The following is an 11715-nucleotide window of genomic DNA, read 5'->3' as shown; positions in this document are numbered from 1 at the left end:
TGCTACTTGCGTCGCACATTCCTCGCACCCGGGCGGATGATGGGCATGCCCACCGGGATGTGGGTGGTGCACACGTGTCCCCCGCCCGCAAGCGTGGAAAGTCTCTGGACGTGCACGTCGAGCAGCTTGCCAAAGGCAATCGTCTCGGCGTCGCACAGCTGAGGGAAGTCCCCCGCTACGTTCTGGATTGGGCAGTGACCCTGGCACAGTTGAACGGCCAGCGTGCCACCTCCAATGTCTCGGACTGTCGCGGCGTACCCGTCCTGCGTAAGCGCGTCGGCAAGCGCCTGAGCACGGACTCGAGGGTCCGATCCCGCGTCGCGCACGATGGGCGCGTAACGGCGCTCGATCTCGCGCGAGCGCGCAGCTGCGAAAGACTCGACGGCCTCCTCACCCCCGACTTGCCCCAGGTATCCCAGTGCCTTGGAAGCCAAGTCGGAGTATCCGTCGGCGAGGTGGATGTGTGCCCGCTCGGTGGCGACGTAGTGACGCGCGGGGCGCCCGCGCCCCCGCTTGGAAGGCGCACCGGGTTCGTGCTCAGCGATCTCCTTGGACTCCAGCAGCAGCGTGATGTGGCGGCGCACGGCCGCCGTCGTCAGGCCGAGGACCTTGGCGATCGCCGAGGCCGTCACCGGCCCCTTTTCGACGATGAGATCGAGCACCTGCTGACGAGTTGTGGCGTCTACTTCTTCGGCCACCTGTCCTCCGCTCCGACACGCAAGTCGCGCGCCCCCAATCCGTGCTTTTCTCTGGGAAGAAGTCTACGCTAATTTGGATAAAGAGGCGTTGCGAAAAGCATGTCAGAGTGTTACACGACCCACATGTCGAGGGACTTATGGCCTATTACCTGACAATCAGCGAAGCCAGGGCGCCCCCGGCTCTCGCAGGCCTTGCCAGCCACGGCCTCGTGCGGCGTGCGCAGCCATGATGCCGATGACGGTCGAAGGATTGTGCAGGCGACCGGCAAACACCCATTCCATGGCGTCGGTCAGTGAGACCCACGCGTACTCCATGGTTGCTTCCTCATCCTCGCGCTCAAAGGTCGTGCCCGTGGGTGCGAGGTCTCGTGCCAAGAAGACGCGAATAGGCTCCGTCGATCCGCCGGGCGAGGTGTAAAAGTCAACGAGCGTGTCCCAACGCCCGGCGCTCAGGTCCGCCTCTTCCGCAAGTTCACGCTCGGCTGCAACCAGAGGATCCTCACCGGGGATATCAAGCAGTCCAGCGGGAATCTCCCACAGCGACGCGCGCACCGGGTGTCGGTACTGGCGCTCGAGGAGAATTTCCTCGGCACCGGCCTCGCCGCGTATCACGACGACAGCGACGGCACCGGGGTGGCGGGTGTACTGGCGGACAACGGGTTCCTCACCCTCCACGACCACGACACGGTCCTCCACCATGTCCACGATACGGCCGCTCCACACGACCTCGCTCGCTGCGACCTTGTGTGGGGTCGGCTGGTCAGCGATCGCGCGGACCTGCTCGCTCGACAAAAAATGCATGTCGTCTCTCATTCCTTCTCGTCCGAGCGCGATGAGTAACGTCCCACGTGACGCTTCAACGCAGCTTCAATCAGCCCCGCGAACAGCGGATGCGGGCGCGTCGGACGACTCTTAAACTCCGGATGCGCCTGCGTTGCAACATAGTAGGGGTGCAGAGCCGAATCAAGCTCGACGAACTCAACAAGTGAGCCATCCGGAGAGGTTCCGCAAACCTTCAAGCCTGCCTGTTCGAGGCGGTCGCGGTAGGCATTGTTGACCTCGTAACGGTGACGATGCCGCTCACTCACATCGGTCGTGCCATAGGCTGCGGCAACAATCGAATTCGGAACGAGCCGTGCGGGGTATGCACCGAGTCGCATTGTTCCGCCCATATCACCGTCTCCATCAACGAATTCATGCTGGTCGGCCATCGTATGAATGACGGGCTCGGTCGTGTCGGGATCCATTTCGGTCGACGAAGCACCGGGGATGCCAGCGAGATGTCGGGCAGCCTCAATGACCATGCACTGCAGTCCCAGGCACAGGCCCAGCGTCGGAACACGATGCTCGCGTGCCCAGCGCAACGCGCCAAGCTTGCCTTCAATACCACGAATGCCGAAGCCTCCAGGGACGACAATCGCGTCGACGCCAGCGAGCTCGCGGGCAGCCCCTTCGGGCGTCTCGCACGTATCCGACGCAACCCAGCGAATATCAACTCGGGCGTTGTTCGCGAAACCGCCGTGCTTGATTGCCTCAGACACCGATAGATACGCGTCATGCAGGTCGATGTACTTGCCGACGAGGGCAACCTCAAGGCGGTGCTTAGGAGAATGCACGCGCTCCAGAAGTTCCTTCCATTCCTTCCAATCGACATCGCGGAAGGACAATCCGAGGCGCTGGACGAGGTAGGCGTCGAGGCCCTCTCGATGCAGCGTCAGCGGCACGTTGTAGATGGAAGGAACGTCGGCGCATTCGATGACCGCTTCGCGGTCAACATCGCACATGAGAGCGACCTTCGACTTGACTCCCTCGGGTAGCGCACGATCAGTGCGCAGCACGAGCGCGTCCGGCGCGATGCCAATTGATCGCAGTGCGCTGACGGAATGCTGCGTCGGCTTCGTCTTCAGTTCGCCGGCTGCGGGCAGGAAAGGAATCAGCGACACGTGCACGAAAGCAACGTTCGAGCGGCCGAGGTCGTGGCGCACCTGACGGGCTGCTTCGAGGAACGGCTGCGATTCGATATCGCCAACTGTTCCACCAATTTCCGTGATGATGACGTCAGGACGCTCACCGTTCTCATCGGGCTGAGCCTGACGACGCATGACGTTCTTGATTTCGTCGGTGATATGAGGAATAACCTGAACCGTGTCACCCAGGTATTCGCCGCGACGCTCCTTGGCAATGACCGTGGAATACACCTGGCCGGTGGTCGCATTAGCGGCACCCGACAGGTTCACATCGAGGAAGCGCTCGTAGTGGCCAATATCCAGATCGGTCTCCGCACCATCCTCAGTGACAAAAACCTCGCCGTGCTGGAAGGGGTTCATTGTGCCGGGGTCGACGTTGATGTAGGGATCGAGCTTCTGCATGACCACGTGCAGGCCCCGCGAACGAAGGAGCCTCCCCAAGCTGGAGGCGGTCAGGCCCTTGCCCAATGAAGAGACGACGCCACCCGTCACGAAAATATGCTTGGTCATGGAATTTTCCGCACGCACTGTGCGCATTGAAGTACTCACCATGGAACTTCAGCTTAACACTGCACGAACGACTCGTCCCCCGCTGACCTGGGCAGATCAGCGGGGGACGACGAAGTAAATCGCGTCGTGACGCGCTTTACTTGTTGCTCGGGATGACAGACTGTGCGCCGGAACCCACGCCGTAGGCGCGCGCTCCAGTCGCCTTGGTCGACAGGGCGAGCGCGGTATCGACCGTCGCGAGGGTGGTACCCACCGAATCGACGGTCGTCACGGCGGTGCCGGCGCTGCGGATGCGGGAGATCATCGCGTCGCGCGAGGAAGCATCACCCACGACCACACCGGAGGTGGAGCCGACGGCCTGCGCCATGCCCACCCAGGCGTCAGGACTCGTAGGAGCGGACGAGGCCGTGGCCGCACTCTGTGCACGCGCACCGATAGCAACGAGAGTCGTGGCCTTGCCGGCGGGATCCTCGTCGATCATCATGAGCGGGGTCGACTTGTCGGTGAGGATCTGGCGCAGCAGGTCGGTCTCGGAGCCGCTCGAGGTCAGGACCTGGACGATGGAGTAGCCCACGACGCCATCGGCGCTGGCGGTCTTAGCGGCGGCAGATTCAAGGTGAGAGGCCAGCGACGTCGACAGCGTGGCACGGTACTGGCTCATGGAGGTGGACTGCCAGTTGTCGGTCAGCGTCACGCGGCCGACGACGGACGCACCCGCGTCGGTCAACGTGGAGCGTACAGCGGCCACGTCATCGTCGGAGGCACCGGGTAGCACAACGAGCGCGACCTGGGTGCCGGTCAGTGAGCCGGTCAGGGACGAGGACGCGAGGGCCTTGAGGCCCGCGGCTTCAGCTTCGGCCTGTGCGCTTAGCTGCGGGTCGGAGGCGGCCGCAGACGACGAGCGGTTCATGCCCGTATTGATCGTGCGCTGCAGGGGCCCGGCCCCCAGGACGACGCCAACGGCCAGCGCCATGAAGATCCCGATGATCGAGACAACGTGGTAACGGAAGTTAATCATTGGGTTCCTCCAGCAAGATGCGGCAGCGACGTAAAGAGCGACGTGATCGGGTACAGCAGATCGTTACCCCACGGGGTGGACCACAGGGCGACGCCCATGAGAATGACTGCGACGACCGCAAGCATCACGAGCGTCCATCCGCGCGGGCGGGGACGGAATGTGGCAGCGACGGCGTGGGCTCCGATCAGGCGCGAGCCGCACGCAAGGCGCGAGAAGAAGGCCGGGGCGACGAGGGAACGCCCTGCGTCGACCAGCTCGGCCTCTCCGTAGGAGACGCCGGCAGTCACGACAGCACTGGCATCCGAATGGGCTGCGACGACCATTGCGGCATCAAGTGACGTTCCGGACATCGCGACAGAGTCGTAGACGATGCCCATACGATCTAGGCGCTCGGAGCCGGGAGCCAGGCCGTCACCGCCGACGCGCACGATGAAGGAGCTGGCCTTGCGGATCGCTTTCTCGCTCATGAGTTCGGCGTCCCCGATCACAGCATCGAGCGTCAGGTGCGCTTTGAGGGCGACGTCCGCTCCCCCGTCCACCGCCACGACGTAGGGTGCCGCTTCGGCGCGCCACCGCGCGAGCGCGCGCAGCTCACCAGCAGCGTCGGATGCATCAGTCACCAGCAGGATGGGACGGTTGCCGAGCTCGTGCAGCTGAGGAACACCCTCACCACGTAGGACAGTTGCTCCATCCTTCGCCAGATAGTCCTCGATCGCGCCCTCAAAACCTGCGAAGAGGGCTGCGGAGTCAGCGACCTCGATCTCGAGGTCCTCGTCCTCGACCCGCTTACCAGTGGCGATAACGGTGCTTTCGAGCAGCACTTTGCCGCCCGTAACCGTCACTTCCTGTCCTTCGCGCAAGGACATAATGTCCTGTCCCAGGTCATCCACGAGGAGGATACCGGCATCAAGAATGAGCCGTGGACCCAACGCGGCCGTGCGCCCCGTCAGCGAGGGCTGCGCGTTGAGGACTGCAACGGGGCCAGCAGCCACGAGCGCAGCGGCACTATCCTTGTCGAGGTCGGCAACGTTGATGACGGCGATGTCGCCCGTCTCAAGGCGCGTCGCCAGGTGCTTGGGCCGGTCGTCAATGCGAACCCGCCCGCTCCGGGCACTTGCTGTTGTTGAACGTGTGTCACTCATCCCTGCGATTGTGACACGGCGGAAGCCAGGACGCGCGATGCGTGGCGGCGCGCCGCCTGCGAGTGCGGATCCCCACCCATCATGCGGGTCAGCTCGGCCTCGCGCTCCGCGCCTATCACCTCGCGGACGCTGGTCGTGCCATCAGTCTTTTCGATGACCAGGTGTTGGTTGCCGAAGGCTGCGACCTGAGCCAGGTGGGTGACGACGATGACCTGGCGCGATGCGGCAAGACGCTTCAGACGCGCACCAACCTCCGTTGCGGTCTGCCCGCCGATACCAGCGTCGATCTCGTCGAAGATAAACGTCGACGAGGCCTCAGTGCGCCCCAGCATCAGCTCCAGGGCAAGCATGACGCGCGAGAGTTCACCGCCGGATGCACCCTGGCCGAGCGGGCGCGCGGGCGCGTGCGGGTGCGGCTGGAGGCGGAAGACAACCGTCTCGCAGCCGTGCGAGGTCGGCTTGGTGGCCTCCAGGTCGATGTCAAGGGTCGCGTCGGGCATCGCGAGGGCGTGGAGCTCCTCGTTGACGCCTGCAGCCAACTCGCGGGCCAGGCGCGTACGTGCCTTCGTCAGGCGCGCACCGACATCGAGGACGAGACTCTGAGCCGCGGCCAGCTCGCGCTCAACGACCTCGGGGTCCGAGGCCGGGGCAGACAGCTCATCCACGCGCGCTCGAGCGTCATCCGCCCAGGTCAGCAAAGACTCAACGTCGGCCGCACGCCCGCGCAGGACATCCTTGATGGCTGCGCGTCGCGCATGAATCTGCGCGAGGCGCTCCGGATCCGCGTCCAAGCGGGACAGGTAGACCGCGATGTCGTCTGCCAGTGCATCCAATTCGAGTGCCTGACTGCGCGCCCGCCCAGCGAGCTCTGCCACGGCCTCGTCGAAGCGAGAGGCGTCATCCAGCTGAGCGTAGGCACTGCGCGCGGACTCGACCGCCCCCGAAAAGTCGCCGCGATCATCGCCCTTCAGGAACCCCTGTGCAACGCCCATGAGCGCGCGCAGATCCTCGACGTTGGTCAGGCGTGAGGCCTCGCGAACCAGCTCTTCCTCCTCACCTACCTGGGGATCCAAGGCCTCGATCTGAGCCAGGGCCGCGCGCAGATCCTCCAGTTCCTCCTCGCGTTCGCTCGCGTCCCCAAGCAGCGCATCGAGGCGGTGCTTCGCGTCCACAGCAGCGCGGAAAGCCTCGCGGTATTCCTTCACCAGGACGGCGTGCGCAGTACCACCAAACTGGTCGAGAGCACGGCGCTGGGCGGCTTCCCCCGTCAGGCGAACCTGATCGGCCTGACCGTGAATCGTCACCATCGAACCGACGATCTCAGAGAGCGCGGAGGCAGGAACGGGCCGCGAACCCAGGTGCGCGCGCGACCTGCCGGCCGCCCTCACGGAGCGTCCAACGATCAGCTCGCCTCCCTCGACGACGCCACCGGCTTCCTCGACGCGGGCAGCCACCTCCTCAGTCACCGAAAAAATACCGTCGACTGAGAGACGATCCGCACCCGAGCGCACGAGCGCCGCGTCCGCGCGAGCCCCCAGCAGAAGCTGCAGGGAGGACAAGACCATCGTCTTACCCGCGCCCGTCTCACCCGTCACGACGACCAGACCGCCTCCAATCTCGACATGCGCAGAAGCGATCACGCCGAGATTAGCGATATCGAGAGACTCAATCACCGCGGGCCATCCCTCCACCCGCGCACGGGAAGATTGAACTTGCGCACGAGGCGCGCCGAAAAGGGCGTGTCATCCACACGCACCAGCTGCACCGGCGAAGAACCCACGCGAGCGCGGACCACTGCCCCGGCCGGAACAGTCATCCGACGCAAGCCATCGCACCACATTTCGGGAGCCGTCCACATGTCATCGAGCACAACGATCTCCACGCAGGCCGAGGGCCCCACCACGAGCGGGCGGGTGAACAGGCCATGCGCGGCCAGCGGGGCGACGACAATTGCCTCCGTGTCGGGCCACACGACGGGGCCACCCGCCGAAAACGAATAAGCTGTCGAACCCGTCGGAGTTGACAGGATCATGCCGTCGGCACCGTAGGTCGACACCTCCTGGCCATCGACGACCAGCGCAAAATGCACCGGATGAGCGACGTCCGTGTGCATGATAACAGCCTCGTTGAGGGCCCAGTCCGAGGCCCTCGAACCGTCCGAGCGCTCCATCGTAACGTCCAACGTCATGCGTCGTTCGACGGTGAAGTCCCCCTCGGCAATCTTGCGCGCGAGGTCGCCCGTGCCCGTCGAACCGAGCTCCGTCAAGAACCCCATGTGCCCGGCATTGACACCGAGGAGTGGCACACCCAGAGCGCGTGCACTCGAGGCGGCCACGAGGAACGTGCCATCACCACCGATCGACAGCACCAAATCGATGCCACCCGAGGACGCATCCTCGACGACCTCAATCCCCCGCTCCGCCAGCGCATGCGTGAGCGTCACTGCGCTGGTCACAGCATTCGTACGGTTGCGATGACGCACCATCAGTACTCGAGTCACAACGCTCCTCCTGCAGGTCCCTCGGCGACGGCCGCCCGGATGTAGTCCGTCAGCTCTTGCGGGTTGATCGGCTCCGGGTAGTCGCGGCGCATGTACAGGAAATACTCGACGTTGCCGGAGGGGCCGGGCAACGGGGACGGTGCGATGGCGGCGATGTCCAGCCCCAGGCCGATGGCACAGCGCGCCACGTTTTCAACAGTTTCGACGTGGTGTTCAGGGTTGCGCACCACTCCCCCGTGGCCCAGGCGCTCCTTGCCGATCTCGAACTGGGGCTTGACCATCAGCAAAAAGTCAGCGTCGGGTGCCGCCGCCGCAACCAGCGCAGGTAGAACGAGAGTCAGCGAAATGAAGGACATGTCGCCCACGACGATGTCCGGTGCCGGAGCGACCGAGGCGGGATTCAGCGTGCGTACGTTCGTGCGGTCGTGGACCTCAACGCGAGGATCGGACTGCAGCTTCCACGCAAGCTGGCCGTAGCCAACGTCAACGGCAACGACCGAAGCAGCTCCGCGCCGCAGCAGAACGTCAGTAAAACCTCCCGTCGATGCGCCAGCGTCGAGCGCGCGCCGCCCCTCGATCAGAGGAGCCTTCTCACCGAGCGTGTCCAGCGCACCTGCGAGCTTGTGCGCCCCACGCGACACGTACTCGGGATCGTCCGACTCCTCGACGATGATCGCCTGCGCCGGATCCATCTGTCGGGCGGGTTTCAGGACAACCTGGCCGTCAAGCTTGACCCGACCATCCTCAATCATCTGCGCTGCTGCCGAGCGCGACTTCGCCAGGCCTCGGCGCACCAACTCCGAATCGATCCGTCGCAACTTCACGCGTCGTTCCTCCCCTGCTCACGTGCTCCGACGCGCGCCGCGGAACCTTGCATCTCCGCGGGCACGTCGGCCGACAGCGCCCGCCGAAGGTCGGCCTCAATGACCTGAAGCGTCGAGATTTGCATCTGCACGCCAAGCTCATCGAAGCCGACCAGACGGGCAGCCGTCTGTTCACTCAGGGCCATCAGGCCTCGTCGTCCATATCTGCCGTCGCCTCCAGCAGGGCCTCCAGTTCCTCCTCACCGGGCAGGAACGCGGGGGTCTCCTCGCTGGGTTCGGGAAGTTCGTCGGCAGCCTCGGCCACCGCAAAGTCCTCATCAGCAGCTGTGTCAACGGCGAGGGCCTCAGGTTCGGCCACGATGCCTGCCGGATCGTCGTTGTCGACGACAGTAATCTCAGGGCAGGTCACCGGATTACCGGAGCCGTCCGACCATTCCCAGGCAGCAGCGGCGAGCGCGCGGTAGGAGTCGATGGAAATCGTCACCGCGTCGGTCAGTTCGATGTCATCCAATGTCAGCGTACCGCCGCGCGTCACCTTGGCAACCTGCGACAGGCCGCAGGTCCACGTGCCGTCGCGATGGTGCTTGGGAGCCGGGTGGGCCTCCAGCATGCCGCGCATATCAAGTGCCAGGTATGTGGGACGCTGGCCGCGAGGAGCACGCAAAACAGCGCGAGCCTGGTGGACACCGGTCAGCACGTGCATCGCGGGGACGCCAGCTGCGACGGCACCCATAATGTCGGTCTCAAGGCGGTCGCCCACTGCCATCGGGTTCGTGGCACCAACGAGCTGGCTCGCGCGGCGGTAGATACCCGGCTCGGGCTTGCCACCGGCGGTGGGACGCTTGCGGGTCGCGTGCTGAATCGCACGCACCAGCGAGCCATTGCCGAGCGCCTGACCGCGCTCGACGGGCAGGGTCGCGTCAAGGTTCGAGGCATAGAAGGCAGCACCGCGTTCAATCGCGAAAGCTCCCTCGGACAGGAGCGTCCAGTTAACCTCCTTATCGAGGCCCTGCACGACGGCAGCAGGCTCGTTGTCGGCACTGTCCACCAGCTCAAAGCCCTGCTCTTCGAGAGCCTGGCGCAAACCGGGACCGCCGAGTACGAAGACCTTGGCACCCTCGTCGAGTTCCTCCGCCATGATGGCGGCAATGTCCATAGCCGACGTCATGACCATCTCGGGGGTCGCCTCGAAGTCCATGCTGTTGAGCTTGTCGGCCACCTGCTGCGGGGTGCGCATCGCGTTGTTCGTGACGAACGCGGAGGCCATGCCCATCGTGCGCGCCTCGATAACGGACGAGGCAGCGTGCTCGATCCGCTCGTCACCGGACCACGCCGTACCATCGAGGTCAAGCAACGCGCAGTCATATTCCTCGGCCAGTGCGTTCTTGCAGCCGCGCAGCGGCGAACGCTTATCATCAACGTCGGCGTCCTGGAACAGGGCAACGTCAACGATCTCGGTATCCTCAACCTCGGCGGGCATCTCCGCAATGACAGCCTCGGCTTCGTCCACGCGACCCAGTTCCGTCAGGCGCTCAGCCTTAACCTCCATGAGACGACGGCGGAGCTCATCGTCGGCCGATTCCGGCAGCACGGCAAGCGCATCGTCGACGATCACGAGGCCGACGTCGGACTGACCGAGGTCAGCACGTGCGCCGGAGGAGACGAGTACCAGCTCGACCTGTTCCGCAAGATCCAGAGTCGTGGAGTCGGTTGCGTCGATGATCTCAACGGCCTTCTCGGGGTGGCCAAGCCCGCGCTCCGCGTCGGCTTCGACAGCGCGCAGCGAGTCATCCCCACGCATGCGTCGCACGGCGCGCACTTCGCGCAGCGCCTCCTCATAACGACCCGAGGCGTACGCGGTCAGAGCAGCGGCCTCGCGAACGACATCGACGCGACCCGCACGGCTCACAGCAGCCTGGGCATGCTGGTAGGCGGCCTCGGGATCGAGATCAATCAGCTGACCGGCCATCACCAGGTGCCGCGCAACAATGTCACGGTTGGGACCCGACAGCGTCGCCAGCGCGCGCATAGCATCACGGTCAAGCTCCTGGGAACTCACGCCAGCAGGAATCGTCGGCTCATTGCCGTTAGGAGACACGTACTCGTCCGTCGACGAATAGTTCTGGTAGGTGGCGTCCTTGCGGCGATCATTCTGACGAGGCCTGCGACCGTCGCGCTCAAAACGGCCGCCCTCACGACGGTCACCGCGCATGCCTCCGCGACGGTCATCACGACGCTGGAAGCCACCACGGCCGCCCCGGCGGTCATCACGGTGATCGTCACGGCCACCAAAATCACGGCGCTGGAAATCACGCTCGCCATCACGACGATCATCACGACGATCATCACGACGGAAACCGCCACGATCGTCACGACGCTGGTAACCGCCTCGACGGTCATCACGACGCTGGTAACCGCCTCGACGGTCATCACGGTGATCGTCACGGCCACCAAAATCACGGCGCTGGAAATCACGCTCGCCATCACGACGATCATCACGACGGAAACCACCACGATCGTCACGACGCTGGTAACCGCCTCGACGATCTTCAAAGCCACCGCGACGATCATCACGACGCTGATAGCCACCACGATCACCCCGGCGATCATCACGGCCACCAAAATCACGACGCTCACCATCACGACGCTGGTAACCGCCACGATCATTGTTGCGTTCCCGCCACTGGGGCTGACGCTTCGAGTAATCACCACGGCCGAATCCGCCGCGTCCTTGAGTCTCTTCTGCCATGGTGCCTAACCTCTATTCCTGCGCTCGTCGGCGCTCTTGTCTGTGGTGCGCTACAGGCGCGTTCAACCACCCAAGTTTAGACGACGTTACGTCTGTTGGAGGGGGTGGGTGTGTAAAAGGAGAGGGATGACACCGCGTGGTGCGGTGTCATCCCTCTCTGATCTGGTGTGTTGTGGCGGTGTCCTACTCTCCCACAACCTATCGGTTGCAGTACCATCGGCGCTGCCGGGCTTAGCTTCCAGGTTCGGAATGTTGCTGGGCGTTTCCCCGGTGCTGTGACCACCACAAGACTGGTGTTCAACACGCT

At 64.3% G+C, this 11715-nt stretch carries 11 protein-coding genes and 1 rRNA gene; 1 reads left to right on the top strand and 11 read right to left on the bottom strand.

The genetic code is table 11. From position 1 onward, the window contains the following. Positions 1 to 2 precede the first annotated feature (2 nt). The 10 genes from O3932_RS04555 to O3932_RS04510 all read right to left on the bottom strand — a co-directional run bounded on the left by O3932_RS04555 (position 3) and on the right by O3932_RS04510 (position 10871). Positions 3 to 698, bottom strand: a complete 696-nt coding sequence (locus O3932_RS04555; RefSeq protein WP_009649042.1) for a metalloregulator ArsR/SmtB family transcription factor — start codon at positions 696 to 698, stop codon at positions 3 to 5. Between the two features lie 156 nt (positions 699 to 854). After that, entirely contained in the window at positions 855 to 1499 is a 645-nt protein-coding gene (locus O3932_RS04550; protein ID WP_371536548.1) for an NUDIX domain-containing protein, read from the bottom strand. 8 nt (positions 1500 to 1507) lie between these two features. Then, positions 1508 to 3175: a CTP synthase gene (locus tag O3932_RS04545; protein WP_371536546.1), complete on the bottom strand. Its 1668-nt coding sequence runs from the start codon at positions 3173 to 3175 to the stop codon at positions 1508 to 1510. Between the two features lie 136 nt (positions 3176 to 3311). Continuing rightward, positions 3312 to 4193 carry a copper transporter gene (locus O3932_RS04540; RefSeq protein WP_299239383.1) on the bottom strand — a complete coding sequence of 294 codons (882 nt, stop codon included), beginning with the start codon at positions 4191 to 4193 and terminating at the stop codon, positions 3312 to 3314. Further along, positions 4190 to 5335, bottom strand: a complete 1146-nt coding sequence (gene steA, locus O3932_RS04535) for a putative cytokinetic ring protein SteA (RefSeq protein WP_371536543.1) — start codon at positions 5333 to 5335, stop codon at positions 4190 to 4192. Before steA ends, O3932_RS04540 begins: the two co-directional genes overlap by 4 nt. Beyond that, positions 5332 to 7008: a DNA repair protein RecN gene (recN, locus tag O3932_RS04530; RefSeq protein WP_371536540.1), complete on the bottom strand. Its 1677-nt coding sequence runs from the start codon at positions 7006 to 7008 to the stop codon at positions 5332 to 5334. Before recN ends, steA begins: the two co-directional genes overlap by 4 nt. Further along, a complete protein-coding gene (locus O3932_RS04525; protein ID WP_034505647.1) occupies positions 7005 to 7835 on the bottom strand; it encodes an NAD(+)/NADH kinase in 831 nt (276 codons plus the stop codon). Before O3932_RS04525 ends, recN begins: the two co-directional genes overlap by 4 nt. After that, positions 7832 to 8659, bottom strand: a complete 828-nt coding sequence (locus O3932_RS04520; RefSeq protein WP_371536538.1) for a TlyA family RNA methyltransferase — start codon at positions 8657 to 8659, stop codon at positions 7832 to 7834. The genes O3932_RS04525 and O3932_RS04520 overlap by 4 nt, the downstream gene beginning before the upstream one ends. Further along, positions 8656 to 8844 (bottom strand): hypothetical protein, encoded by a 189-nt coding sequence (locus O3932_RS04515; protein WP_009649049.1) that lies wholly within the window; start codon positions 8842 to 8844, stop codon positions 8656 to 8658. Before O3932_RS04515 ends, O3932_RS04520 begins: the two co-directional genes overlap by 4 nt. Further along, positions 8844 to 10871, bottom strand: a complete 2028-nt coding sequence (locus tag O3932_RS04510; RefSeq protein WP_371536535.1) for an HAD-IIA family hydrolase — start codon at positions 10869 to 10871, stop codon at positions 8844 to 8846. The genes O3932_RS04515 and O3932_RS04510 overlap by 1 nt, the downstream gene beginning before the upstream one ends. Before the next feature lie 60 nt (positions 10872 to 10931). On the opposite strand from O3932_RS04510, the gene O3932_RS04505 reads away from it, so the two are divergent. Beyond that, on the top strand, positions 10932 to 11417 hold the full coding sequence (locus tag O3932_RS04505; RefSeq protein WP_371536532.1) for a hypothetical protein: 486 nt from the start codon (positions 10932 to 10934) through the stop codon (positions 11415 to 11417). 161 nt (positions 11418 to 11578) lie between these two features. Here the strand turns inward: O3932_RS04505 and rrf are convergent. Next, positions 11579 to 11695, bottom strand: a 5S ribosomal RNA gene (gene rrf, locus O3932_RS04500). Positions 11696 to 11715: the final 20 nt, after the last annotated feature.

This window comes from Pauljensenia sp. 20925_1_25, assembly GCF_041433955.1.
Classification (GTDB): Bacteria; Actinomycetota; Actinomycetes; order Actinomycetales; family Actinomycetaceae; genus Pauljensenia.
The sequence above is the reverse complement of the archived record's forward strand: the minus strand, read 5'-3'. Positions and strand labels throughout refer to the sequence as shown.